The 25,380-nt window shown below is 73.0% G+C and carries 21 protein-coding genes; 11 read left to right on the top strand and 10 right to left on the bottom strand.

The features are described 5' to 3' along the window. Nucleotides 1–10 precede the first annotated feature (10 nt). The 6 genes from MUY22_RS37100 to MUY22_RS37125 form a co-directional block, all read right to left on the bottom strand. Nucleotides 11–217 carry an MbtH family protein gene (locus MUY22_RS37100; protein ID WP_247051842.1) on the bottom strand — a complete coding sequence of 69 codons (207 nt, stop codon included), beginning with the start codon at nucleotides 215–217 and terminating at the stop codon, nucleotides 11–13. Further along, a complete protein-coding gene (locus tag MUY22_RS37105) occupies nucleotides 214–1,602 on the bottom strand; it encodes an MFS transporter (protein WP_247051843.1) in 1,389 nt (462 codons plus the stop codon). The genes MUY22_RS37100 and MUY22_RS37105 overlap by 4 nt, the downstream gene beginning before the upstream one ends. A gap of 136 nt (nucleotides 1,603–1,738) precedes the next feature. Beyond that, nucleotides 1,739–2,992 carry a glutamate synthase-related protein gene (locus MUY22_RS37110; RefSeq protein ID WP_247051844.1) on the bottom strand — a complete coding sequence of 418 codons (1,254 nt, stop codon included), beginning with the start codon at nucleotides 2,990–2,992 and terminating at the stop codon, nucleotides 1,739–1,741. After that, the gene (locus MUY22_RS37115; protein ID WP_247051845.1) at nucleotides 2,989–3,981 is read right to left on the bottom strand and encodes an asparagine synthetase A; all 993 of its coding nucleotides are present in this window, start codon (nucleotides 3,979–3,981) and stop codon (nucleotides 2,989–2,991) included. The genes MUY22_RS37110 and MUY22_RS37115 overlap by 4 nt, the downstream gene beginning before the upstream one ends. A 35-nt stretch (nucleotides 3,982–4,016) precedes the next feature. Continuing rightward, a complete protein-coding gene (locus tag MUY22_RS37120; protein WP_247051846.1) occupies nucleotides 4,017–5,303 on the bottom strand; it encodes a methylaspartate mutase in 1,287 nt (428 codons plus the stop codon). Continuing rightward, nucleotides 5,300–5,785, bottom strand: a complete 486-nt coding sequence (locus tag MUY22_RS37125; RefSeq protein WP_247051847.1) for a cobalamin B12-binding domain-containing protein — start codon at nucleotides 5,783–5,785, stop codon at nucleotides 5,300–5,302. The genes MUY22_RS37120 and MUY22_RS37125 overlap by 4 nt, the downstream gene beginning before the upstream one ends. A gap of 443 nt (nucleotides 5,786–6,228) precedes the next feature. Between MUY22_RS37125 and MUY22_RS37130 the strand changes: the two genes are divergently transcribed. The 4 genes from MUY22_RS37130 to MUY22_RS37145 all read left to right on the top strand — a co-directional run bounded on the left by MUY22_RS37130 (nucleotide 6,229) and on the right by MUY22_RS37145 (nucleotide 12,474). Then, nucleotides 6,229–9,078, top strand: a complete 2,850-nt coding sequence (locus tag MUY22_RS37130) for a type 2 lanthipeptide synthetase LanM family protein (RefSeq protein WP_247051848.1) — start codon at nucleotides 6,229–6,231, stop codon at nucleotides 9,076–9,078. 35 nt (nucleotides 9,079–9,113) lie between these two features. Beyond that, entirely contained in the window at nucleotides 9,114–9,293 is a 180-nt protein-coding gene (locus tag MUY22_RS37135; RefSeq protein WP_247051849.1) for a hypothetical protein, read from the top strand. A gap of 50 nt (nucleotides 9,294–9,343) precedes the next feature. Next, a complete protein-coding gene (locus MUY22_RS37140) occupies nucleotides 9,344–9,517 on the top strand; it encodes a hypothetical protein (protein ID WP_247051850.1) in 174 nt (57 codons plus the stop codon). 68 nt (nucleotides 9,518–9,585) lie between these two features. Continuing rightward, the gene (locus MUY22_RS37145; RefSeq protein ID WP_247051851.1) at nucleotides 9,586–12,474 is read left to right on the top strand and encodes a helix-turn-helix transcriptional regulator; all 2,889 of its coding nucleotides are present in this window, start codon (nucleotides 9,586–9,588) and stop codon (nucleotides 12,472–12,474) included. A 3-nt stretch (nucleotides 12,475–12,477) separates the two neighbouring features. Here the strand turns inward: MUY22_RS37145 and MUY22_RS37150 are convergent, their stop codons facing one another. Continuing rightward, nucleotides 12,478–13,911, bottom strand: coding sequence for an amidohydrolase family protein (locus MUY22_RS37150; protein ID WP_247051852.1), 1,434 nt, complete (start codon nucleotides 13,909–13,911; stop codon nucleotides 12,478–12,480). 146 nt (nucleotides 13,912–14,057) lie between these two features. On the opposite strand from MUY22_RS37150, the gene MUY22_RS37155 reads away from it, so the two are divergent. The 4 genes from MUY22_RS37155 (at nucleotide 14,058) to MUY22_RS37170 (ending at nucleotide 17,765) form a co-directional block, all read left to right on the top strand. Next, nucleotides 14,058–14,864, top strand: coding sequence for an IclR family transcriptional regulator C-terminal domain-containing protein (locus MUY22_RS37155; protein ID WP_247051853.1), 807 nt, complete (start codon nucleotides 14,058–14,060; stop codon nucleotides 14,862–14,864). 69 nt (nucleotides 14,865–14,933) lie between these two features. Then, complete coding sequence (locus MUY22_RS37160) at nucleotides 14,934–16,103, top strand: CaiB/BaiF CoA-transferase family protein (RefSeq protein WP_247051854.1); 1,170 nt, start codon at nucleotides 14,934–14,936, stop codon at nucleotides 16,101–16,103. Next, nucleotides 16,096–16,893: a citryl-CoA lyase gene (locus MUY22_RS37165; RefSeq protein WP_247051855.1), complete on the top strand. Its 798-nt coding sequence runs from the start codon at nucleotides 16,096–16,098 to the stop codon at nucleotides 16,891–16,893. Before MUY22_RS37160 ends, MUY22_RS37165 begins: the two co-directional genes overlap by 8 nt. A gap of 11 nt (nucleotides 16,894–16,904) precedes the next feature. Next, nucleotides 16,905–17,765, top strand: a complete 861-nt coding sequence (locus MUY22_RS37170; protein ID WP_247051856.1) for a dioxygenase — start codon at nucleotides 16,905–16,907, stop codon at nucleotides 17,763–17,765. Between the two features lie 60 nt (nucleotides 17,766–17,825). On the opposite strand, the gene MUY22_RS37175 is transcribed toward MUY22_RS37170, so the two are convergent. Both MUY22_RS37175 and MUY22_RS37180 read right to left on the bottom strand, forming a co-directional pair. Beyond that, nucleotides 17,826–18,359: a carboxymuconolactone decarboxylase family protein gene (locus MUY22_RS37175; protein WP_247051857.1), complete on the bottom strand. Its 534-nt coding sequence runs from the start codon at nucleotides 18,357–18,359 to the stop codon at nucleotides 17,826–17,828. Between the two features lie 143 nt (nucleotides 18,360–18,502). Beyond that, nucleotides 18,503–20,218, bottom strand: a complete 1,716-nt coding sequence (locus MUY22_RS37180; protein ID WP_247051858.1) for a glycosyl hydrolase family 18 protein — start codon at nucleotides 20,216–20,218, stop codon at nucleotides 18,503–18,505. 293 nt (nucleotides 20,219–20,511) lie between these two features. On the opposite strand from MUY22_RS37180, the gene MUY22_RS37185 reads away from it, so the two are divergent. From MUY22_RS37185 to MUY22_RS37195, 3 genes are read left to right on the top strand one after another with little or no spacing between them, the layout of a single operon-like run. Further along, complete coding sequence (locus MUY22_RS37185) at nucleotides 20,512–23,088, top strand: FtsX-like permease family protein (protein WP_247051859.1); 2,577 nt, start codon at nucleotides 20,512–20,514, stop codon at nucleotides 23,086–23,088. Beyond that, a complete protein-coding gene (locus MUY22_RS37190; RefSeq protein WP_247051860.1) occupies nucleotides 23,081–23,773 on the top strand; it encodes an ABC transporter ATP-binding protein in 693 nt (230 codons plus the stop codon). The genes MUY22_RS37185 and MUY22_RS37190 overlap by 8 nt, the downstream gene beginning before the upstream one ends. 20 nt (nucleotides 23,774–23,793) lie before the next feature. Continuing rightward, entirely contained in the window at nucleotides 23,794–24,456 is a 663-nt protein-coding gene (locus MUY22_RS37195; protein ID WP_247064298.1) for an ABC transporter ATP-binding protein, read from the top strand. Here MUY22_RS37195 and MUY22_RS37200 read toward each other — a convergent pair. Further along, nucleotides 24,453–25,292: an oxidoreductase gene (locus MUY22_RS37200; RefSeq protein WP_247051861.1), complete on the bottom strand. Its 840-nt coding sequence runs from the start codon at nucleotides 25,290–25,292 to the stop codon at nucleotides 24,453–24,455. The genes MUY22_RS37195 and MUY22_RS37200 overlap by 4 nt on opposite strands. Nucleotides 25,293–25,380: the final 88 nt, after the last annotated feature.

The raw sequence follows: 25,380 nt of genomic DNA on the forward strand, positions 1-25,380 counted from the left end.
GGGGAGGGGGTCAGCGCATCGAGGCGACGAGGCTCGCCGGGCGCAGGTCGGTCCAGTGCGTCTCGACGTACTCGAGGCAGGCGGCGCGGGTGTCTTCGCCGTGCACGGTCCGCCAGCCGGCCGGGACGTCCACAGTGGACGGCCACAGCGAGTGCTGGTTCTCGGCGTTGACCAGGACCAGGAAGGTGCCGTTCTCGTCTTCGAAGGGGTTGCTCATGACTTCTTCTCCTCTGTGAGTGCGGCCCGGCCGAGTGCCGGGGTGGCGACGAGCAGGGCGAACGCGACGAGCGCGACCGCGGCGTGGGCGAACATGGTGAGCGGGACGCCGAGCGTCTCGACCAGCAGGCCGATCAGGAGGTTGCCGATCGGGGTGGCGGCCAGGGTGAACAGCGCGAGGATCGACATGACCCGGCCGCGCATCTCGGGCGCGGACCACCGCTGGGCCAGCGACACCAGGACCAGCGCGGTGAGCCCGGCGACCAGGCCGAGCGCGAAGAACGCGGCGATGCTGACGGCCAGGGAGCCGGTGGCGAGCAGGGCCAGGCAGCCGACCTGGGCGCCGAGCCCGCACGTCGCCAGCAGCCCGGCGCGTTCGCGGGGCGGCCACTTGACGGAGACGATGAAGGCCAGTGACGCGCCGAGCGTCATCGCGGTGAGCAGCCAGCCGGCGCCCTTCTTGCCGCCGAGCAGGACGAGCCCGAGGTTGATCGGCCCGGCACCGCTGAGTTCGAGCAGCCCGGTGACGATCATGGCGGTGCGCAGCGCGGGCCGGACGGCGACGTACCGGCAGCCTTCACCGACGTCCTTGAGGAGCTGCTTGACCCGGACGCGTTCGCGGGGCTGCGCCGGGGCGAGAGTCTTGGTGTTGCCGGCGGCGACGGCGGAGACGAGGAAGCTGACCCCGTTGACGACGGCGACGGTGACGAGCCCACCGAGCCCGGCCAGCCACGACCCGAGCGCCCCGCCGGCAGCTTGCCCCCCGCGGACGGCGGCGAGGTAGACGGCGTTGCCCCGCACGAGGTGCTCGGGCGGCAGCAGGTTGGGCCGCAGCGCGTCGGACGCCGGGATGAAGAAGGCACTCGCGACGGCCATGACGACGATCAGCCCGGTCAGCAGCGGCAGCGAAGGCCCGGCGAACAGCACACAGACGGCCCCGGTGACCATGGCGGCGGCCCGGATCAGATCGGTGGCGACGAGCACCCGCCGAGGCCCGGTCCGATCCGCGACGGCGCCCCCGACGAGCAGGGTGAGCACCTTGGGCAGCGACCCGAGCGCGAGCACAAGCCCCGCGACCGCAGGCCCGGCGGCCCCGACGAGGGTGACGGAGAGAGCGATCAACCAGACGGCGTCCCCGAAGGAGGACAACCCCATGGCGAGCACCAGCCCGAGGAAAGGAGCAGGCAGCGCGGACCGCGAACCGGACGCGGCGGCACCACTCAGCTCAGCCGCAGCCGTCGGCTCGGTCTGCGCAACACCCAGCTCGGCCGCACTGCGCGAAACGCCCGCACCGCCACCGGGTTCGGCCGCGGCGCGCGGCACACTCACCGCAGCACCCAGCTCGGCCGCGGCGAGGTCCGGCGGGCTCACAGGTTCGGCGGTCATGCCACACCCCCGGCGGAGTCCGAGGTGGACAACGCGGCCGAGAAGAAACCGAACCCGCCCGGCGCGCAGGCCTGCCCCGCCGCCCCCTGCCTGGATGCGCCGGCCCGCGGTCGTGGCAGACCCGCAAACCGGGCGCTCACGACAGCACCTGCTCACGGACCTGGCCCGCACTTCCCGGGATCCAGACGTCCTCGGAGGTCAGCGCGTCCGCGCGGTACTGGCCCAGCGCACTCACCAAGAGCCGCAGTTCCAGCGCCAAAGCCTCGACGAACCGGACCAGGCCCTCGCGCGGGTCGGTGTCCACCGCCAGCAGTGCCGCGCGGCCGAGACCCGCCGCGCGGGCGCCCAGGGCCAGGACCTTCGCCACCCGGGTGCCTTCCCACATCCGGCCGGATGTCAGCAAGCAACCGGCCGGCGCGCCGATCCGGGCCAGGCACTCCGCCAGGGGAAGTCCGACGCCGAGGAACGCCGTCGGCGCCCAGCCCGTGCCACCCTCCGCGCCGTCGACCGTGACCGCGTCGGCGCCGGCCGCCCAGGCGACCGTGGCCGCCGAGGCGACGTCGCGGCCCGGGAGCAGCTTCACCCACACGCCGGCGCGCGGGAAGTTGTTGCGCATCAAGCGGATCTGCTGACGCAGGATCTCCGGGGTGAACGTCCCGGGGCTGCTGCTGCGCAGCACACCGTCGCCCAGTGTGAGGTCCACTGTGTACTGCTCGGCGAGCCGGTCCGCCGCCGCCGGGTCGACCAGGGTCATCCCGCCGAGGCCGGGCTTCGCGCCCTGGCCCACCTTCAGCTCGAACGCCAGCCGCCCCGAGTCCAGCAGCGGTGCCGCCGACGGGTCCGAATACACGAGGTTCCAGACTTCGGCGTCGGCGTCTTCGGTGCTCTGCTGCACGACGACGCCGCCGAGGCCGTCCGGGACCGCGTCGCCGTAGGCCCGGAGGCGCTCCAGCAGCGTGCCCGCCGCGGCGCCGCCCGTGCGGCCGTGGCCGTGGACCGGGACGACGTTCTCGCCGACCACCATCGGGATGCCGAGCCGCGCGGCCTGGGCACTCGCGGCCGCGCCGAGCCCGGCGCCCGCCACCTGCGTCGATCCGAACGCCGAGAGGTACAGCGGCAGTGCCGAGGCGAACCCGCCGATGACGGTGTCCAGCTCGACGTCGCCGTAGAGCGGCTCGCGGCCCAGCTCGATCAGCTTCTCCAGCCGCCGCGGCATGAACACCGGCGGTACCAGCCGAGCCGACTCCAAGGAATCACCCGAAACACCCGCGGAGAAGCCGAACAACGTCGTGCCGTACTCGGCCGCGGGCGGGAACACCGCCTCGGCACCCAGCCGGGCGCGCGCCCGGACGTCGTCCTCGGGGAAGCCCCCGGCGTGCAGCGCGGTCACGGGGACACCACGCCCGGCAGCTTCGGGAACGCCGTGGCCTGCCACACCGCGTCGAGGCCGGCGACGTAGCGGGTGAACCGCTGCAGCCCGAGGCCGAACCCGGCACTGCCCGGGATGCCCTCGCGGACGAGGTCGAGGTACCAGGCGTACTTGGCCGGGTTCTCCCCCGTCTCGCGCATCCGCGTGACGATCCGGCCGTACTCGTGCTCGCGCTCGCTGCCGCTGCACAGCTCGCCGTAGCCCTCCGGCGCGATCAGGTCGAAGTTGCGCAGGATCCCCGGCTGCGACGTGGATTCGCGGTCGTAGAACCCGCGCGAGCCCTTGGGGTAGTCGACGAGGAAGAACGGCCGGGCGTGCTTCTCCGACAGGATCGCCTCGCCCGCCCAGTCGATCTCGGCGTCCGCGCTCTGCGGGTGCCCGAGCTCGCGCAGGGTCTCGACGGCGGTCGTGTGCGACAGCCGGCCGAACGCGCCGCCGAGCAGGTCGGCGAACGCGCCCGAGTCGCGGCCGAGGGCTTCCAGCACGTCGCCGGCGTCGTCGACGACCCGGCGCACCACGTGGGCGACGAGGTCCTGCAGCAGGTCGAGGACGTCGTCGCGGGACGCGCCGGAGACCTCGACGTCGAGCTGGTGGAATTCGGCGAGGTGGCGGCTGGTGCTGGCCGTCTCCAGCGGTTCGAGCCGGACGTTCGGGGCGACGTAGAAGATCTTGTCGAAGCCCAGCAGCGAGGCCTGCTTGTAGAGGATCGCGCTGGTCATCAGCTTGTAGCGGTGGCCGTAGTAGTCGATGTCCACCTGCTTCGCGCCGCGGCCGCCCGGGTCGGTGACCGGCCCGATGACCGGGGGCAGCAGCTCGACGAAGCCGCGGCCGCCGAGGAACGCGCGGGCCTCGGTGAGCATCCGGTGCTGCAGCCGCAGCACGTGCTTGGTCGTGTCCGAGGTCAGGTGCGTCCGCGGGTCCGGCGGCACGGCGGAATCGGTGTACTCCATGGCGATTTCACTCCCAGCTGGTCGGCAGAGGTGGGTCAGGCGCGGGCGGGTTCGGTGCTCGGGCCCGGCAGGACGGGATCGAGCCGCCGCCGGTGGTAGGACAGATCGGCGAGCATCCGGGTCGCGCTGACCCGGTCGCGGCTGCGGCGGCCGCCGAGCGCGGCGGGCAGCGGCATCCGCCCGGTGTGCCACCACTGCAGGCGGCCTTCGTCGTCGAGCACGCACCGGGTTTCGTTGCCGTTGTCGGGGTGCAGGCAGTACGGGACGTCGAGCAGGCCGCGTTCGAACGCCGCCGGCAGCGCCTCGGCGATCGTCGGGGCCAGCGAGCGCACCTCGTCGACGAGCAGGCGGGCCTGCAGGTAGACCTCGGTGTCCCCGGACGGCGGCCGGCCGGGCGCGGGCTGGTCGAGAGCGGTGGCGTGGGCCAGCCGCAGCGCGTCGACGTTCTCCTCGACGGTCGGGATCCGGTGGGCTTCGGCGGTGGTCTTGACGATCAGCCGCTCGGTGCCGGTGCGCACGGCCAGCCGCACGCTCTCGGCCAGCAGCTCCCGCGCCCCGGCCGGGGTTTCCGGGAACAGGCCCATGTAGGTGTAGAGGACGATATGGAAGTCCACGCCTGCCAGTTCTTCGGCGCACAGCCGCCGCATCGCCCACAGCGCTTCGGCGTCCTGGTCGGGGCTGGTCTGCTGGGCGTAGCTGGCGGACACGCTGCGGACGCCGTGTTCGGCGAAGAACAGGCACTCCAGCACCGAGAGCGCCACGAGCAGCCCGGGCGGGCACAGCTGCCCGAGCATGCAGCCGCCGAAGCTCTCCAGGTGGCAGAGCACGCCGCGGTCGGCCTGGGCCGCGAGCAGCGTCGCCGACCGGGACCAGGACGCCGTCGCGGTGCGCAGCGGCACGCTGCTGTAGGGCAGGCAGTAGGACACCGGGCCGCCTTCGGAGGCGTCCAGGCCGGCTTCGAGCATCGCGGCGAAGATGTCCTCCGGCTGCGGCGAACCGTGGCGCACCTGGACCGGGAACCGCGGGCCGAAGAGCCCGTCGAGCAGCTCGGCGGTGACGCCGGTGCCGAGCGCGACGAGCGGGTAGCCGTTGAGCTGGACGCCGGATTCGAGCGACATGGCGGCGAGGTCGTGCTGCCCGGTGCGGGTGTAGCTGTCGAGCGTCACGGTGCCGACGGCCGGCACCCCGGCCCCGGCGACCGCGTGCAGCCCGCGGCGCATCATGGCCGGGTCCGAGAACCCCATCCGCGGCTGGACGAGCAGCGTCCGGCTGCGGCGGTGCTCGGCCACGAAGCTGCTGAACACCGACCGGGCAGCGCTCACCGCAACGTCCGGACGTTCGCGGCGACGAACTCGCGGAAGGACTCGATCGCCTGGCCGGAGTCGCCGGCGCCGACGTGGAAGACCGCGTCGTAGCCCAGGGCCAGCAGTTCGGCCCGCAGCTCGCTGTTGGCGTCGCCGCGGACGCCGAGCTTGCCGCCGATGACGGCGGGCAGCCCGGTCAGCTCGGGGTCGGCGCGCAGGGCGGAGATCACCCGGGCGCCGTCGACGTGGCCGTGGCCGTTGATGGTGCTGATCACCAGGCAGTCCGGCCGCTCGTCGCGGCAGGCGGCCAGCAGCCGCTCGACCGGGACGCAGGCGCCGAGGTTGAGCACCTCGTGCCCCATCTCCTCCATGATCAGCTGGAGGGCGACGAGGTTCCACATGTGCGAGTCGGACTGGACGCTGGAGAGGACGAACTTGAGCGGTCGCCGCCCGGCCACGCCGGGCCGGTCGGGGTGCTGCTCGATCTGGAAGGTGGTCATCGTGCGCTCGCTCCCTTGAGTTCGGGGAACGTCCGCGGCGCGGCGGGGTGCGGCCACGAACTTCTCGAGACGAATAGTCATCGCCGGCGGCCCGGCGCACATGGGTGCCGCGTCCCCGCATTCCGGCGGCGCCGCGAGCCCCCATGACCGCCTCGCGCGTGGGCGTCGCGGCCGCGCGCGCGAGTGCGGAACCCGGTGCGCCGGGGTGACCCACGTGGGTGGTGTACCGCGTCCGTTCGGGGCTTGTTGCCGCTTCACGCCCCCGTGCGGCCCGCCCGCCGAACGGCGCAACCGCCACGTCCGTCCGGCCCAACCGGGGGTTCCGCGACCAGGCGTTTTCCCGGCGGTGCCCCTATGAGCCCCCAGTACGCCCCCATCTGGCGCCGGAATGCGGGCGCAGCACCCCCATGTAACCCCGGTCACCCGCTGGCATGCTCGATCTCGTGATTCCCCCGCAGCCGAACCCGGCGACGACGACGCTCCCGCCCACCTGGTGGGCGGCGGGCCTGACCCCGCGTGAGCGGCGGTCCGACGGCCTCCGCCCCGCGTGGGTGGACTTCGCCGAGACCGCGCTCGCGGCGGCGGCACCGGCCGCGCCGGCGTCCGGCCCGACCTGGCGCACGGCGTTCGCGTCCGTGTTCCACCCGTTCGTCGGCGCGGTCCGCGCCGCGATCGCCGACGCCGCAGCGGCTGCGCCCGCCGTCGACGTCGTCTCGGTCGCGGACGGCTGCGCCGCGCAGCTGGGCCACCAGCTCGCCGGGCTCGCCGCCCGCACGCTGGTGCTGGAGCTCGGCCGGGCCCGCCGGGCCGGCCGGCTCGCCGGGGAGACCGGGGAAGAACGCTTCGCCGACTTCGTCCGCCAGGCCGGCACCACCGCCGGGCTCACGGATCTGCTGCACCGCTACCCGGTGCTGGCGCGGCTCGCCGCGCAGGCCGGGCTGTACGCGATCGAGTCGGCCACGGAGCTGCTCGGCCGGTACGCCACCGACCGCGACGCGCTGGCCGGGCTCATCGGCACCGCCGGCCTCGGCCGGCTGGCCGAGATCACCGGCGGCACCGGTGACGCGCACCAGCGCGGCCGCTCGGTGCGCGAACTGCGCTTCGACGGTGGCGACCGGGTCGTCTACAAGCCGCGGCCGCTGGGCCTGCACGCGGCGTTCACCGACGTCGTCGCGTGGCTCAACCCGCGTGTCCCCGGCCTGGAGCTGGAGACCGTCGACGTCCTGGTCCGGCCCGGGTACGGCTGGCTGCGGTTCGTCGAGCACCGGCCGTGCGCGGACCTGACCGAGGTCGACCGCTTCTACCGCCGCCAGGGCGTGCTGCTGGCTCTGCTGCACGCGCTCGACGGCACCGACGTGCACTTCGAGAACATCATCGCGGCCGGTGACCAGCCGGTGCTGATCGACATCGAGACGCTGTTCCAGCCCCTGCTGGCCGCGGACGACGCCACCGCCGATCCGGCGTCGACGCTGCTGGCCCGCTCGGTGCACCGCACGATGCTGCTGCCGCAGATGATCGTCGGCGAGCACGGCGCGGTCGACATCTCCGGCCTCGGCGGCGGCCGCGTCACCACCCCGGCGCTCGAGCGCGTCGACTGGCTGGAGCCGGGCACCGACCGGATGCGGCTGGCCCGCGTCCCCGGCGGCCCCGGCGCCGGCGTCAACCGGCCCACCCTCGGCGGGGTCGACGTCGAACCGGCCGAGCACGGTGCCGCGTTGCTGGCCGGGTTCCGCGCCGGCTACGACACCATCGCCGACGGCGCGGCCGAGCTGGCTCCCCTGCTGGAGGGCTGCGCGGCACACAAGATCCGCGTGCTGGTCCGCCCGACCAGCTTCTACGCCCGGATGCTCGACGAGACGACGCACCCGTCGCTGCTGGCCGACGCGGCCGAGCGCGACGAGGCGTTCGCGCTGCTGCACGACGACAGCACCGACGACGTCCGCCGCGGCCTGATCGCCGCGGAGCTCACCGACCTGTGGGCCGGCGACGTCCCGATGTTCTCCGGCGAGCCCGGTTCGGCCGACCTGTGGGACGCCGAGGGCAAGCGGCTGCCCGACATGCTGAGCGCGACGCCGCTGGCGTCGGTGCTGGCGAAGATCGCCGGGATGACCACGATCGACCGCCGTGACCAGGAGTGGCTGATCTCCGCCGCGCTGGCCACCCGCCCGGCCGAGGAGACCCACGCCGGCACCGGCGTCACCGACGGCGTCCTGCCGAGCAAGAGCCCCGAGCCCGCGCACCTGCTTTCGGCCGCGTGCGGCATCGCCGACGCCATCATCGCCCGCGCGTCTTCGGTGGGCGGCCGGGTCAACTGGGTCGGGCTGGAGCTGGTCGACGAGAAGTACTGGGCCGTGCTGCCGATGGGCGCCGGGCTCGGCGAGGGCTACACCGGCGTCGCGTTGTTCCTGGCCCAGCTCGCGGAGCTGACCGGCATCGACCGCTACCACGACCTCGCCGGGAAAGCCCTGGCCGGGCTGCCGTGGCTGGTCTCGGAGCTGGAAGCCGACTCGGAGCTCGCGGAGGCGGCCGGCTGCGGCGGCCTGCTCGGGCTCGGCGGTGTCGCCTACGCGCTGGCCCGGCTGGCGCGGCTGCTCGCCCGGCCCGACCTGCTGGACCTGGCCGCCCGGACCGTCGCCGTGATGCCGGGCGCGACGCCGGCGACGTCACCGCGGTTCACCACCGGTCTCGCCGGTGGCCTGGTCGCGCTGCGGTCGGTCGCCGCCCAGACCGGGCTCGCGAGCGCGGCCCTGCTGGCCGACGCCTACGCCACCGAGCTCGCCGGCCGGTCCATCGACCCCGACCTGGCCGACCCCGGGTTCGCGCACGGCGCGGCCGGCGTCGACTGGGCCCTGCTCGGGCACCCGCGTGAGACGGCGACCCTGCCGCCCGCGACCGCGGCGACCGGGCACGGCTGGTGCTCCGGCCTGGCCGGGCAGGTCCTCGCCTACGCCGGCGACCCGGGCGTTCTCGGTGGTCTCGACGAGCAGGTCCGGCGCCTGGCCGCCCAGGACCCGCTGCGCGACCTGAGCCTGTGCCACGGCGAAACCGGCATCACCGACGTGCTCGGCGTCCTGGCCGAAACCGGCCACGCCGGCGCCGCGGCCGCCGTGGAGCGCCGGACCGGGCAGCTGCTGACCGCCGTCGAGCAGGACGGCGCGCGCTGCGGCACCCCGGACGCCGTGCCGTCGCCGGGCCTGCTGACCGGCCTGGCCGGCATCGGCTACGGCCTGCTGCGCCTGGGCTTCGGCCCGCGCGTCCCGTCCGCGCTGCTCCTGCAACCCCCGACTCGCTGACCGTCCCGCCCCACCTGCACGAGGAGAAACGCACGATGCCCGAAATCACCGCCGAGACCGTCGAAGCCACCGTCGGCGCCCTGGTGCTCCCGCGCGCGAACCGCGCCGGTGCGCGCAACCAGGCGCTGGCCGGGGCGCGGCCCCGGTTGTCCGGGATCACATTGGAGACGCTCGGTGAACCCACCGTCGTCACCAACGGCACTTTCGCCCTCTGACCGTCCGTCCTTTTCGCACCGCCAGTACTACCGAGAGTGGAGACACCCGCATGACCGAGCACGACACCGCCGCCATGGACAACCCGATCGGCGACTTGACCCTCCCGTCGTCGGCCCGGACCGGCGCCCGCAACCACGCACTGTCGGGGCGGGCCCCGAGGGCTTCGATGAATTCGCTCACCACGTTCGACGTCACGGTCGTCACCGGGGGTTTCACCGAATAGTGAGACACCGGCCCGCCGGTATTTCGACGGGCATCCGGAAGTGATCCGTCCGGCTATAGTCCCCGCTCATGGGCATCCGTTCGACGCGCCTCATCGGGCGGGACAGGGAGCTCGGCGCACTGTCCCAGGCTCTGGAGAAGGCCCGCACCGAGCACGGTGGGGCCTTCTTCCTTGTCGGCGAAGGCGGGATCGGGAAGTCCCGCCTCGCCGCGGACGTCGCCGCGCGGGCGCTGGCGACCGGGATGCCGGTGCTGCGCGGGCGGGCCAGCTCGATCGGGCCGATGGTGCCGTTCCGGCCGCTCGCCGAAGCCCTGCTGTCGCACTTCCGCGGCGGGCACCCGCCGGCCGCGCCGGAGCTCGACCCGCTGGTGCCGGTGCTGGCCCGGCTCGTGCCCGACTGGTACCGCGGTGACCGCCCGCACGACAACGGCTCGCTGATGGTGCTGGCCGAGGCCGTCTTCCGGCTGCTGTCGGTCGCCGGGCGCGCCGAGGGCTGCCTGATCGTGCTGGAGGACCTGCACAACGCCGACGCCGAGACGTTGTTCATCGTCGAGTACCTGGTGGACAACCTCGCGTCGGGCAAGGTGATGCTGATCGGCACCCTGCGCAACGAGCCCGGCGAGGCGCTGCGGCTGGCGACGGCGGCGTCGCAACGGTCGTCGAGCCGCACCTTCGAGCTGACCCGGCTGGACGCCGCCCGCACGCGCGAGTTCGCGGCGGCGTGCCTGGAGACCGAGCCGGACGCGGTCCCGGCCGCCGTCGCGAACCTGCTGTGGCAGAACAGTGAAGGCGTGCCGTTCGTCGTCGAGGAGCTGCTGCACGGGATGCTCGGCGACGGCCTGCTCGTCGGCGGATCGGGCGGCTGGCAGGTGGTCGGCGAGCTGCAGGCCCGGGTGCCCGAGGCGCTGATCAGCAGCATCGCCGCCCGGGTCGACGCGCTCGGTTCGGACGGCGAGACGCTGCTGTCGGTGGCCGCGGTGCTCGGGCGGCGGTTCCCGCTGTCGGTGGTGCAGGCGGTCACCGACATGGACGACCGGATGCTGCACAACCACATCAGCGCGAGCGTCGCCGCGCACCTCGTCACCACCGACGAGACCACCCCCGGCTGGTACGCCTTCCGGCACCCGCTCACCGCCGAGGCGCTGCTGTCGCGGCTGGTGCCCTCGACGAAGGCGAACCTGGCGCGCAAGGCCGCCGACGCCGTCGAGCTGCTGCACCCGGGCCTGCCCGGGGAGCTGTGCGCGCTGGCCGCGTCGCTGCGGCTGACCGCGATGGACCACCCCGGCGCCGGCCGGCTGTTCGCCGAAGCCGGCCGCCGCGCGCGTGACGGCGGGGCCGCCGACACGGCGGTGACCATGCTGACCCGCGCCGTCGAGCTGCTGGCCGCGGCGGGGACCGAGGACCGGGCCGACGCGCTGGAGGCGTTGCTGCACGCGCTCGGGCAGACCGGGCAGTTCGACCGGGCCGTCGAGTTCTCCGCGCGCTTCGCCGAGCTGGGCCGGCTAGAACGGGCGGTCGACCTGCACATCCAGCTGGCCTGGGCGGCCTACATCGCCGGGCGGCACGACGAGTGCCTCAACCAGATCGAGCAGGCTCGCGCCCCGCTGGGCGACGAGATGGCCGAGGAGCAGCGGGCGGCCGTCGACGCCGTCGAGGCGACGCTGTGGCTCGACGTCCCCGGCCCGGCCCACACCGAACGCGCCCGGAAGCTCGCCGACCAGGCGTGGCAGGTCGCCGAGCGCGCCGGGGTGCCGTTCGTGTCGTGCCAGGCGCTGCAGGTGCTCGGCATGGTGGCGCTGGAGACCGATCTCGCGGAGGCCGAGCGCTACCTGCAGCTGGCGCGGCGGCTCGCGGAGCGCCACCAGCTGACGCACCTGCGGACCCAGGTGCTGGTCCGCCTCGGCGGGCACCGGATGCTGGCCGAGGGCGACGTCCGGACGTTCGACCTGGCCCGCGCGGAGGCCCAGCGGACCGGCGCGATCACGCTGACCTGCGCGGTCGACGCGAGCCGCGCGGTGCACGCGGTGATGCGCGGCGAGTTCGAGCACGCGGACCGGATCCTGGCCGAGAACCTCGCCGTCCTCGGGCGGCTGCGGCTGGTCGCGCTGCTGCAGTACACGCACATGACGCGCGCGATGGTCGCCGCGCACCAGGCCGACCGGGCGCGGATGGAGCTGGCGCTGGACGACTTTCGCGCCGAAGGCGGCGGGACGGCGCAGGAGATGGTGCTCAGCGTCGGGCTGGCCCAGGTGTTCTGCTCGCTGCTGGAGGAGGACGCCGACCGCGCGCGCCGGGAGCTGGCGCAGGTGATGGCGCTGGAGGAGCGGCAGCCGAGCCGGTTCCACCTGGCGGGTCAGCACGGCCTGCGGCTGCTGGTCGAAGCCCTCGACGGGATCGAGACGGAGCCGGGTGAGCCGCGGGCGGCGGTGAGCGGGATGCGCTGGAACCGCCAGTTCGTCCTGCTGGGCGAGGCGGTCCGGCACGGCCGCGCGGGCGAGGCGGAGCTGGCCGACGCGGCGCTGGCGAAGGCGGTGGACGCGGCGGCGCTGTTCCCGGTCAGCCGGCACCTGGGGTTGCGCATGGTGGCGGAGTCAGCCGCGGCCGACGGCTGGGGCGACCCGGTGACGTGGCTGAAGGAGGCCGAGGAGTACTTCCACCAGGCGGGCATCTCGGCGGTGGCGAGCGCGTGCCGGGGCCTGCTGCGCAAGATCGGCGCCCCGGTGGGCCAGCGCCGCGAGGGCACCGACCGCCTCCCGGCCGACCTGCGTTCGGCCGGGGTGACGGTCCGGGAGTACGAGGTGCTGCAGCTGCTGGCGGACAACATGGGCAACAAGGACATCGCCCGCCGGCTGCACATCTCGCCACGCACGGTGGAGAAGCACGTGGCGAGCCTGATGGCGAAGTCGAACCTGCAGAACCGCACGGCCTTGACGGAGTACGCGTCGCGGTCGAGGTAGTCCTCAGCCGCCGTGGGTGGAGTCGCTCTGGTAGGTCGTGTACGTGTACGGGTTGTCCAGGACCTTCGTCTGCGGGACGTCCGGGTTCATGCCCTGGCGCCAGGCTTCTTCGCCCAGTTGCGCGCGCAGGTAGTCCACTGTGGACTCCACTTCGCGGCGGACCGCCGGCAGGTCGACGCCCACCAGGGCGCCGTCGCGTTTCACGATGCGGCCGTCGACCAGGACCGTGTGGACGTCGGCGCGCTGGGCCTGGAACGCGACGTGGCCGTACGGGTTGAGCAGCGGGAACGACACCGGCGACGCGTCGTTCTTCAGCAGCACCACGTCCGCCTTCTTGCCGACCTCGAGGCTGCCCAGGTCGGCTGCGCGCCCCAGCGCCGTCGCGCCGCCGCGGGTGGCCCATTCCACGACCTGCTCGGCGCGCAACGCCGCGTGCGTCACGGTTTCGCCCAGCTTGTGGGCTTCCAGGTGCTCGCGGGAGCGGTCCGCGCCGAGGGTCGAGCGCATCGCCGAGAACAGGTCGCCGCTCCACCAGACCGACGTGTCCATCGACAGCGACACCGGGATGCCGTACGCGCGCAAGGCCCAGGTGGGCGGGTAGCCCTGGCCGGCGCTCTGCTCGCTTTCGGTCGACACCGACACCGAGCCGCCGGTGGCCGCGATGCGGTGGTAGGAGTCGGCCGAGAGGGACGCGCCGTGGACGTAGACCGTCTCCGGCGTCATGAAGCCGTTGTCGTACATCAGCCGGATGCCGTCGTCGCCGGTCGCGCCCCAGACGCCGGCGTGGGTCGTCACCGGCACGCCCAGCTCGCGCGCCACCTCGAAGGCGGCCTTCTCGGGGAACGCCGGGTCGCCGGTGACGTCGAAGGCGAGCTGGAAGCCCAGGTCGCCGCCGGTGCGGCGGGTGACGAAGTCGCGGAACTCCGGTGTGCCCGTCCAGGTGGCCGGGGCGTCCTGGATGTTGCCGTAGGCCAGCACGAACCGGCCGGGCACGGATTCGAGCGCGTCGGCCGCGGCGTCGGCGTGCTGGGTGGTCTGCAGGCCGTGGGACCAGTCGACGGTGGTCGTGACGCCCGCTTCGAGCGCTTCCCACGCGCCGAGCAGGTTGCCCGCGTGGATGTCTTCGGGGCGGAAGACCTTGCCCCACTCCAGGTAGTACCAGACGAAGTACTGGGTGAGCGTCCAGTCGGCGCCGTAGCCGCGCATGGCCGTCTGCCACATGTGGCGGTGGGTGTCGATCATGCCCGGCATGACGATCCCGTCCGTCGCGTCGATCTCGACGGCTCCCGGCGGGGCGTCCAGCGCGGGGCCGATCGCGGCGATCCGGTCGCCGGTGACCAGGACGTCGGTGCCGGTGAGGACCCGGCGGGTGTCGTCGAGGGTCAGGACCGTGCCGCCGCGCAGGAGGACCGGCCGGCCGTCGGTGGGCTGCGTCATCGCTGCCTCGTTCTCCACGCACTTCTGCGTACACTCGTCCGCTGGACGGACATGGGGTGGGCGCAGTCACTTTTGCCCAGTGCCGCGCCGCTGTCAATCCCCGCCGCTACGCTGCCGGTGAGGGTTACCGCAGAGGGAGGTCGCGCATGCCACGCGAGGGAACCGGTCCCGACTTCATCGAGGCGCTCGCCCGCGGGCTCGAGGTGATCACGGCGTTCCGCCCGCACCAGCAGGCCATGACGCTCGCCGAGGTCGCCACGGCCACGAGCCTGGCCCGCCCGACCGCCCGGCGGATCCTGCTGACCCTCGAAGAGCTCGGGTACGTCCGTTCCGACGGCCGCGGCTTCGCCCTGACGCCCCGGGTGCTCGACCTCGGCGTCGCCTACGTGCGCTCGGCGGGCCTGTGGGACGTCGCCCGCCCGCACCTGGAACGCCTGGTCGCGCGCACGGACGAGTCGTGCTCGATCGCCCAGCTCGACGGCTCCGACATCGTCTACGTGGCGCGCGTGGCCGTGCCGAAGATCGTCGGACTCAGCGTGCAGATCGGCACGCGGTTCCCGGCGCTGCCGACGTCGCTGGGCAAGGTGCAGCTCGCCGCCCTGCCCCTCGACGAGCTGGAGGCCGTGCTGGCCGAGCCGACCCGCTCCGGGCTGGTCGCGCGCTGGCAGCCGGACCGGGCCGAGCGCGACGCCGAGCTGCGCGAGGTCCGGGCCCGCGGCTGGGCGCTCACCGACGAGCAGCTCACGCTGGGCATCCGCTCGGTCGCCGCGCCGCTGCGGGACGGCGCCGGCCGGGTGATCGCCGGCGTCAACGTCAACTGCCACGCCGCCGAGACGTCCGTCGAGCGGCTGCTGGAGCACCACCTGCCGCTGCTGCTGCAGACCGCCGGGGACATCAGCGCCGACTTCGCCCGGCTCGCCGACGTCCCGCACGTGACGGTCCCGGCGTCTTGACCGCCGTGAGCCACTCCCCCAAACTGAGCGGACATACGTCCGACTGACGGACACGAAGGTGAGGTTCGGGTGGACAACAGCGCCGCCGGTCCGTTGACCGGGCTGCTGGTCGCGGACTTCTCCCGGGTGCTCGCCGGGCCGTACGCCACGATGCTGCTGGCCGACCTGGGCGCCGAGGTCGTCAAGGTCGAAGGCCCGCAGGGTGACGAGACCCGCACGTGGATGCCGCCGGTCCGCGGCGACGTCTCCACCTACTACCTCGGCATCAACCGCGGGAAGCGCTCCATCGCCCTGGACCTGCGCGACGAGGCCGACGCCGTGCTCGCCCGCGAGCTGGCGGCCCGCGCGGACATCCTGATCGAGAACTTCAAGCCGGGCGGGCTGGCCAAGTACGGCCTCGACTACGCCAGCGTGCGGGCCGCCAACCCGGGATCGGTGTACGCGTCGATCAGCGGGTTCGGCTCGGGCGAGGGCCGGCACGTGCCCGGGTACGACCTGATGGTGCAGGCGATCTCCGGGCTGATGAGCCTCACCGGCGACCCGGACGGCCCGCCCTACCGCGCCGGGATCTCGGTGTTCGACGTGATGGCCGGCAACCACGCCGTCATCGGCATCCTGGCCGCGCTGCGCCACCGCGACGCGACCGGCGAAGGCCAGCACGTCGAGGTCAACCTGCTGTCCTCGGCGCTGACCGGGCTGGTCAACCACAGTTCCGCCTACGCCGCCGGGGGTGTGGTGCCGTACCGGATGGGCAACGCCCACCCGAGCGTCTTCCCGTACGAGCCGCTGCCCACCGCGGACAACGACCTGATCGTCGCCGCGGCCAACGACGGCCAGTTCCGCCGGCTCTGCGAAGTCCTGGACCTGCCCGACGTCCCGGACGACCCGCGCTTCGCCCGCAACGCCGACCGCACGAAGAACCGCGAGGAGCTCCGGCCGGTGCTCATCGAGCGGCTCGCCACCCGCGGCGCGGTCGAGTGGTTCGAGGCGCTGACGAAGGTCGGCGTGCCGTGCGGGCCGATCAACACCATCGACGGCGGTTTCGCGATGGCCGAACGCTTCGGGCTCGACCCGATCGTCGAGGTCGGCGAGGGTGACCGCGCGGTGCCGACCACCCGCCACCCCATCCGCTTCTCCGCCACCCCCGCCGCCTACCGGCTGCCGCCGCCGGAGCTGGACGAGCACGGCGCCGAGCTGCGCGCGTGGCTGACCACTCCCGAGGAGGGCGACGATGGCTGACAAACCGGAGTACGAGACGGCGCTCGGCGCGTCGAGCCGCGACAAGATCACCCTGCTCGGCCAGGACCTCGCCCAGGACGTGATGGGCGAGGTCGGCTTCGGCGAGCTGGCGTTCTGGCTCGCCACCCAACGACGTCCGAGCAAGGGCGAGACGCGGGTCTTCGAGGCGGTCCTGGCCGCGCTCGCCGACCACGGCTTCACCCCGACCGCGATCGTCACCCGGCTGACCTACCTCTCGGCCCCCGACTCGGTCCAGGGCGCGCTCGCCGCGGGCCTGCTCGGCGGCGGGTCGCGCTTCCTCGGCGTCACCGAGGACTGCGGCCGGTTCCTGCACGACGTCCTCGGCACCGTCGAGGACCAGCCCACCGACGAGGCCGGGTGGGACGCGCTCGCGTCGACGACCGTCGAAAGCGTGCGCGCCCAACGGAAGTTCGTCCCCGGGCTCGGGCACCACGTGCACAAGGACGGCGACCCGCGCACCGCGCGGCTGTTCGAGATCGCCGCCGAAGAGGGCCTGCGCGGCCCGCACCTGGAGCTGTTCGCGGCGATCGGCCGGGTGCACCCGCAGGTGCTGGGCAAGACGCTGCCGCTCAACGGCGCGGGCGTCTGCGGCGCGGCCCTGGCCGACTTGGGGCTGCCGCTGGAGCTGCTGCGCGGGTTCGCGTTGCTGGCCCGCACGGCCGGGTTGATCGGGCAGCTCGCCGAGGAGTTGCGCCATCCCGTCGCGAACGACATCTTCCTGTCGGTGGACCTGAACAACCGGTCCGTCGCCCCGGATCCGGAAGTCTGAGAGGAACGCCGATGCAGCTGGTCACCGAGGACAACATCACCGAGCTCGCCGCGCGGCGCTGGTCGAGCGCGCACGACCCGCGGACCGCGGAGCTCATGTCGGCGCTCGTGCGGCACCTGCACGCCTTCGCCCGCGAAGTCCGGCTGAGCGAGACCGAGTGGATGGCCGCGATGCGGTGGCTCACCGAGACCGGGCAGATCAGCGACGAGAAGCGCGAGGAGTTCATCCTCGCCTCCGACGTGCTGGGCCTGAGCATGCTGGTCGTGCAGATGAACCACGCGTTCGACGCGAAAGCGACGCCGGCGACGGTGCTGGGCCCGTTCCACATCGACGGCTCACCGGAGAAGGAGTTCGGCGGCGACATGTCCGACGGTCTCCCGGGCGCGCCGCTCTACATCACCGGCACCGTCACCGGGCTGGACGGCTCCCCCGTCGGCGGCGCGGTCCTCGACGTCTGGCAGGCCGACGAGGAAGGCGCGTACGAGTCGCAGATCCCCGGCATCGACGAGGCCCGGCTGCGCGCGAAGTACACCACCCGCGCCGACGGGTCGTACTGCCTGCGCACGATCGCGCCGAAGGGGTACTCGATCCCGATGGACGGCCCGGTCGGCGAGCTGATCGGCGGCACCGACATCAGCCACTACCGGCCGGCGCACGTGCACTTCCTGATCAACGCCGCCGGGTACGAGCCGCTGATCACGCACCTGTTCCAGGAGGGCGCCGAGTACCTCGACAGCGACGTCGTGTTCGGCACCAAGCAGGAGCTGGTCGTCGCGTTCGAGCCGCGCGAGCCGGGCCCGACCCCGGACGGCGGGCACAGCGACGGGCCGTGGATCGAAGCCCGCTACGACTTCGTGCTGCAGCCCGCGTAGCGATGTCCTGAAGGGCACCCTCATGGCTTGTACGGCCCTGAGGGTGCCCTTCAGGGCTGCTCAGCGCCCGTAGCCCTCGGCGGCCAGGACCTTCCCCATCTGCTCGTAGGCCGCGGGGTCTTCGGGCGCGATCGTGGCGAGCCCGTCGACGTAGCGGTTGTACATGCAGAACGCGGCCGCGATCAGCACGGTGTCGTGCAGTTCGAGGTCCGTCGCGTCCTGGGCGCGGGCCGCGGCGACGAGCTCGTCGGTGACGTTGCGGCCGGTCTCCCGCACGGCCAGCGCGATCCGCAGCAGGGCCTTGAGCTTCTCCGAGACCGGCGCGTCGTCGATCCCGGCGCACGCCGCGTCGACCACCGCGCGGCCGCCTTCGATGGTCTCGGCCGCGGTGGCGGCGTGGCTGCCGGTGCAGAAGCGGCATTCGTTGCCGTTCGACACGACCGTCGCGATCAGCTCGCGCTCGCCGACCGTCAGGCTGCTCGGCCCACGCAGGAGCGTCTGGGCCAGGAGGTTCAGCGGGACCGCGGTCTCGGGCCGGTAGGCCATCAGCGACCGGATCCCGGGCAGCTCCGGGTCGAGCGGGATGTGGGGCATGTGTGTTCCTCCTCGCGAACGGAAGATCCAGTCTTTCCGGCGATGAGGCCCGCGCCAACCTCCATTTTGCCCAGCCCCGGTACAGCCGAACGGCTCCGGTCCTCCTCGCGGGCAGGTGCGGGGAGGACCGGAGCCGCCCCTTCTCAGCCGAGGGTGACGTCGTCGGCGTAGACCGCCCCCTGGCCGTACCAGCCGTGGACGTAGATCGTCACCGCGCCCGACGCACCGGTCGTGAACGGCACCGACAGCTGCGTCCAGCCGCTGCTCGAGGTCCAGGTGCTGGCGGTCGCGCCGCCCCGGACGCCGAGGTAGGCGTAGCTGCCCTGCACCCACGCCTTGAGCGTGTACGCGTGGTTCGGTGCGAGGGTGATGTTCTGCGCGGCCTCACCGGTCGACGACGCCGTGGCCGTCACCTGCAGGGCCTTGGTGCCCGAGTGCGCGGGCGAGGCGACGACCGAGTCGCCGGCACCGACCCACGGGCTCAGCGCGCCGGTCTCGAACCCGCCGTTGACGACCGAACCGGTCGGCACGGTGCCGTTGACGGTGAGGGTGAAGGTCGCGCTGTGGCTGCCGGCGGTCCCGGCGCCGGTCACGGTCAGCGGGTAGACGCCGGGGACCGCGGCCGCGGTCGTCGCGACCGACAGCGTCGCGCTGCCGCCCGCGGTGACCGAGCCGGGGCTGACCGACGCGGTGACGCCGGCGGGTGCGCCCGAGACCGAGAGGGCCACGGACTGGGCGGCGCCGGAGGTGACGGCGGTGGTGACCGTCGCCGAGGTGGAGGCGCCCGGGTTCACCGCGGCCGAGGCCGGGTTCGCGGCGAGGGAGAAGTCGTTGCCCGGCACGGTCGTGCCGCCGGTGAACGGCTCGAAGGCGTGACTGAAGAACCACTGGGACTGGCTGATGCCGGAGCAGTTGTCCGCCGCGGCCCCGCCCGGGCAGCCGCCGTTGTCCCGCTGCAGCGCCCAGAAGGACAGCTCGTTGATGCCCTTCGAGACGGCCCAGTTGTAGACGGTGGCCGCGTCGGCGGTCGTGAACGTCTCGGCGGGGCCGAAGTCGTCGACGCCGATCATCTCGGTGATCCCGACGCTCGCCCACAGCTGCGCCTGGGTCTTGCCCGGGTAGAGCGCCGCGAGCTGGGAGACCAGGCCGGTGGCCGAGGTCTGGGTGTCGGTGGCCATCTCGTGGGCGGCGTTGTCGTAGTAGTCGAAGGTCATCATGTTGACGACGTCGACGCGGGTGCCGTTGGTGACGGCGTTGCGCAGCACGGCGAGACCGCTGTCGGCCAGGCCGCGGGTGGTCGTGGGCAGGGTGTAGGAGATCTGCAGCGGCCGGCCGGAGGCGGCGGCCCAGTCCTGGACCTTCTTGATGGCCTTGTTGCGGCGGTCGATGCCGGCTGAATTGGTGAGCGAGTTGTCCTCGATGTCCATGTCGAGGCGCGGGACGTCGTAGGTGGTGATCACCGACTCGTAGGCCGCGGCGATCGAGTCGACGTTGGTGCAGCTGTCGGCGATCTCGGTGCCGGTGTTGTCGGCGGTGTAGCCACCGAAGGACGGGATGACGTCGCCGCCGCGCGAGCGGATGGTGGTGATGTCGGAGCCGAAGGTGGCACTCGAGATCGGCATCCCGGAGTCACCGTTCCAGTAGACGGTGCACTGCCCCTTGGTGGCGGCCTGGATGAACGCCATGGTCAGGTGCTTGGCCCCGGACGCCTGGGCGAGCGCAGCCGGGCTTTCGCCGGTCCACGCCTCGAAGTAGGGGGCGAAGACGTGCGAGGGCAGCGGCGTGGCGGCCTGGGCGGTCCCGGCCGCGGCGACCAGCGAACCGGCGGAAAATGCCGCCAGGGCAAGAGAAACGGACAATCGGGAGAAAGGTCTGCGTCGACGCACGAGCGCTCCAAAGCCGGCGGGGAGCCGTGCTGCGGCGTCGCACGGCGGGAACGTCCCCAGGATTGGATCAGACCAATCCAGGAGTCAAGGTCTAGACCACTAAACCGGCCGGATGGCCGTACTGGTTGCACCCGCCCTTTTCGACACCTTCGACCACAGCGGGTGAGCAACGATCGTGACAAAAACGTTCCGTCTCCTGGGGTGGGCCGGTAGCGTGCGCCTCCATGCGGGTGATGTGGGGGAAGATCGAACAACTCAGAGTGACCATGCCGTGGCGTGCGGCACCGAAAGCCGCGCTCACCAGCCCGCTGACGCTGATCGTGGCGGCGGTGACCTCGCTGCTGGCGTGCTTCCTCGGCACCGCCGCCGTCCTGCAGGCCTCCGCGGCCGGCGGCGCGGCCGTCACCTACCAGACCGGCATCGTCTGCCCGGACGCCTACGGCCCGGTCTTCGGCAAGGGCAACATCCCGGTCGAGACCATCCCCGCGGTCACCGCCGCCGTCCAGCGCCACGCCCCCGCCCACGGCTTCGGCACCCCGATCGTCGGCCAGTACACCAACGTCCTGCTCGGCACCCAGTTCAACGGCGACCCGCACTACAAGATCCGCCTCGGCTACCGCGACCAGGCCGGGCTCGACCACCTCACCCTGCAGCAGGGCACCCGCGCACCCGGCCTGTGGCTCGGCAACGTCGTCGCCGACGGCGAACACATCGGCCTCGGCGCCCGCCCCAGCGTCCAGGGCACCGCGCTGCCCCCGGTCACCGGCATCTACCGCGACCTGCTCGACCCGCCGCCGCGCTGGTGGTGCTCCCAGCAGTCCGGCGCCGTCGTGGACCGCCTGGCCAACGACCCCATCGACTCGATCGTCTTCGCCACCGACCGCACGAGTTTCGACAACGCCGTCCACGCCCTCGGCCTGCCGACCATGCAGTACTTCCACATCTCGTTCTACGTCCCGCCACCCACCACCCTCAGCGGCGCCGAAGACCTCCTGCGACGCTCCCAGGACCTGGTCGCCGACGTCCGCGCGGACCTCACCGCCCAAGGCCTCGGCTCCGCCGTCGCCGCCGACGTCCCGACCTTCGAACGCTCGGTCACGATCGCCCGCCAGGCCCAGGACAACGTGTTCGTCTCGATCCTGCCGCTCGCGGTGATCAGCGTGCTCGTCGGCTGCGCGGGCCTCGGCAGCGTCGCCCTGCAGTGGTACCAGCGCCGCCACGCCCAGCTGCGCCTGCTCTCCGCCCGCGGCAGCGGCCCCGGCGCCCTCGGCTGGCTCGCCATCGCCGAACTCGGCCTGCCGATCCTGCTCGGCGGCGCCGCCGGCGCCGTCGCCGCCCGCCTCCTGCTCGGCGTCTACGGACCACCCGGCGCCCCCGACTCCGACGCCGAACTGCGCGCCGGCATCGTCGCCGCGGCCGTCCTGCTGCTCTCCATGACGCTGCTCGCCCTCGTCGTCGCCGTCCGGGCACACCGCGAGTTCGAACTCGGCCGGGTACGCCGCAAGGGCAACCGGGCACGGCTGCTCGCCTACTTCCCGTGGGAACTCGCGACCGCGGGCATGGCCTGGCTCGGCTGGACCCGCCTGGCCGGCTACAGCACCGGCTCACGCCTCGGAAATCCATTACCCCAGGTCGACCCGCTCGCCCTGACCTACCCGGTGTTCGTCGTCCTGACCGTCGGGCTGCTGACCGCCCGGCTGGCGTGGCTCGCCCTGCACGCCTCCCACCGCGCCCGCTTCTGGTCCCACCCCGCCCTGCAGCTGGCCATCCGCCGGCTGGCCGGCGCCCGCGCGCCGGTGACCGGCGTGCTCGTCATCGGCACCCTCGCGATCGGCACCCTGGCCACCGGGATCGGCATCGCCGACGGCCAGGAAGACGCCCTCGCCACCAAGTCGGCGATCTTCGTCGGCAGCGACGCCCGCCTCGACACCGACAGCCCGATCGGCATGGGCACCGTCGCCATGCCCGCCGCCCTGGCCGGCACCAGCACCATCGTCGGCGAACTCACCGGCACCGGCAGCGTCGTGCTGGTGATCGACCCCGCGACGTTCGCCAACGCCGCCGCACTCGACCGCGTCCCCGTCGACGACCTCGACGCGCTCCTGCGGAAGATCTCCCAGCCCGACCCGCACGGCACACCCGCGATCCGGGTCGGGCACCGCGCCGGCCAGTCCGCCCACCTGCCCGGCGGCCTCCCCGACGCCGTCTCCGCGGGCGACCTGCCGGTGTTCCCGATGATCGGCACCTCACCCGGCTACGTCGTGTCCCGCACCGCACTCAGCCACGCCCAGCTCGACGGAATCCCCAAGTGGAGCGTCCTGACCAAGACCGCGATGGCCGACGCCACCACCGCGCTGCGCTCGGCCGGGGTGTACATCCCCAACCGCGTCAGCCGCGAATCCGCACTGGACGGCCTCCCGTTCTTCGTCGTCTCGTGGACGTTCTCCTTCGTGGCCCTGCTCGGCGCCGTCCTCGGCCTGGTCGCGATCCTCGCACTGCTCGTCGCCGTCGAAGTCCGGCGAAGGCAGAACGCCCTCGCCGGCGCCCTCGTCCTGCGGATGGGCATGCGGCCACGGACCCTGCTCGCCAGCCACCTCATGGAACTCGGCGCCCTCAGCGGACTCGCCATCGTCGTCGGCGTGGTCTGCGGAATCTCCGTCGCGGGACTCTCCGTGCCGCGGTTCGACCCCGCGACCTTCCTCGCCCCCCGCTCCGAACTACCCGACCCACTGCCGTTCGTCCTGACCGTGCTGGCCGTCGGCGTCCTCGTGGTCGGCCTGGCCGGCTGGATCGCGGTGCGCTCGGTGCGCACCGCCCGGACCGCGGAGCTGATCCGTGCCTGAAAAACCGATCTTCTCCCTCCGCGGCATCGGCGTCGACTACCAGACACCCGCCGGCATCGTCACCGGCGTCGACGACGTCAGCATCGACGTCCCCGCCCGCGGCATGACCGTCCTCGCCGGCCCGTCCGGCTCCGGGAAGTCCACCCTCCTGCGCGTCCTCGGCCTGTTCGAACAACCCGCCCGCGGCTCCCTGACGTTCCAGGGCGCCGACGTCCGCAAGCTCAAACACCGCGAACGACGCGCCCTCCGGCGCCACCACCTGGGCCTGGTGTTCCAGAACCCCTCCGACAACCTGCTCGGCTACCTCTCGGTCGCCGACAACCTCCGCGCCGCCGCCGAAGCCGCCGGCACCCACTGCCGCCCCGACGACATCCTCGCCCAGCTCGGCCTGCACGACACCGGCGGCTGGAAGATCTCCGCCCTCTCCGGCGGCCAGCAGCAACGGCTCGCCTTCGGCTGCGTCCTCGCGGCCCGCTCCACGGTCATCCTCGCCGACGAACCGACGTCCCAGCTCGACGAAGCCTCGGCCGACCTCGTCCTCGACACCCTGCAATACCTGGTGGACCAGGACTTCGCGGTCCTGGTGGCCTCACACGACGAACGCCTCATCGACCTCGGCGCCCGGATCGCGCGCCTGCACAAGGGCGCCCTCGAAGGCATCGAAGAACGGGAGCCACAGCCGTGACCGCCGAAACCGCACCATCCATGCTCGAAGCCGTCGGCCTGCGCCGCAGCTTCGCCCACCCCAGCGGCGACATCGAAGTCCTGCGCGGCCTCGAACTGCGCGTCGCCGCCGGCGAACTCGTCACCGTCTCCGGCCGATCCGGCTCCGGCAAGAGCGCACTGCTGGCCCTGCTCTGCGGGTTCGACTCCCCCGACTCCGGCTGCGTGCTCCTCGACGGCGTCCCCATCAGCGGCGCACCGCCGTGGCACACCTGCGCGGTCCTGCCCCAGGCCCTCGGCCTCGCCAACGAACTCACCATCGCCGAAAACGTCGCCCTTCCCCTGCGGCTGCGCTCCGACATCCCCCGCCCGTCACGCCAGGTCATCCAGGACCGCGTCACCGACCTGCTCGACGAACTCGGCATCGGCGACCTCGGCGACCGCTACCCCCTCGAAGTCTCCTTCGGCCAGCAACAACGCGTCGCGCTCGCCCGCGCCGTCGCCGGCCGCCCCCGGATCCTGCTCACCGACGAACCCACCGCCCACCTCGACGGCGGCAGCACCCCCCGCGTCCTGAAGCTGCTACGCCGCTGCGCGGCCGAAGGCGCGGCCGTCATCGTCGCCACCCACGACGACGAAGTCCACCGCATCGCCGACCGCCGCGTCCGCCTCCTCGACGGCGTCCTCACCGCCCTGCTGGACTAGCTGAGCGCGGTCGAACGGCTCACGTCCTCCCACGCGGCCAAATCCGCCGCCAACACCTCGTGGTGACCCCGGATCGCCTCGACGGCGTCCGCGCCCAGCGCCAGCCGCAACGGGGCGTCCTCGCGCTCCACGGCCCGCACGATCGCCGCCGCGGCCTTCGCCGGATCACCCGGCTGCGTACCGTCCATGCCCTCGACCGCACCACGCGTCCCCGACGTCGACACCGCGTAAGCGTCGATCGTGCGCGAACGGTGCATCCGATCACCACCGAACTCGGTGCGGAACGCCCCCGGCTCGACGATCAGCACCCGCACCCCGAACGGCGCCACCTCCGCCGCGAGCGCCTCCGAAAGCCCCTCCAACGCGAACTTCGCCGCGCAGTACGCCCCGAACCCCGGCATCGACAGCTGCCCACCCATCGAACTGATCTGCACGATCGTCCCGCTGCCCTGCGCCCGCAGGTGCGGCACCACGGCCTTCGTCACCTCGACCGCACCGAAGAACATCACCTCCATCAACCCCCGCAGCTCCGCCATCGTCAGCTCCTCGACCGCGCCGACCGAACCGTTGCCGGCGTTGTTCACCACGACATCGATCCGCCCGAACGTCTCCAGCGCCGTCTTCACCGCCGCGTCGACCTGACCGGCGTCGGTGACGTCCAACGCCGCCGTCCGGACCCGCTCGCCACCCGCCACTTCCAGGTCCCTCAAGGTTTCCGGCCGCCGAGCGGTGGCCAGCACCCGATCGCCGGCGGCGAGAGCGGCCAGCGCCACCTCCCGGCCGAAGCCGGAAGAGCAGCCCGTGATCAGCCAGACGCGGCCGTCGGTGTTCGTCATCTCCGTGTTCCTCCCAGTACGTTTCCTCCTCCCATCCTGCGGAAGATCACGCACACGGCGCCAACACCGATCACCTGGCACAGCTACA

This window comes from Amycolatopsis sp. WQ 127309 (assembly GCF_023023025.1).
In the GTDB taxonomy this organism is placed as follows: domain Bacteria; phylum Actinomycetota; class Actinomycetes; order Mycobacteriales; family Pseudonocardiaceae; genus Amycolatopsis.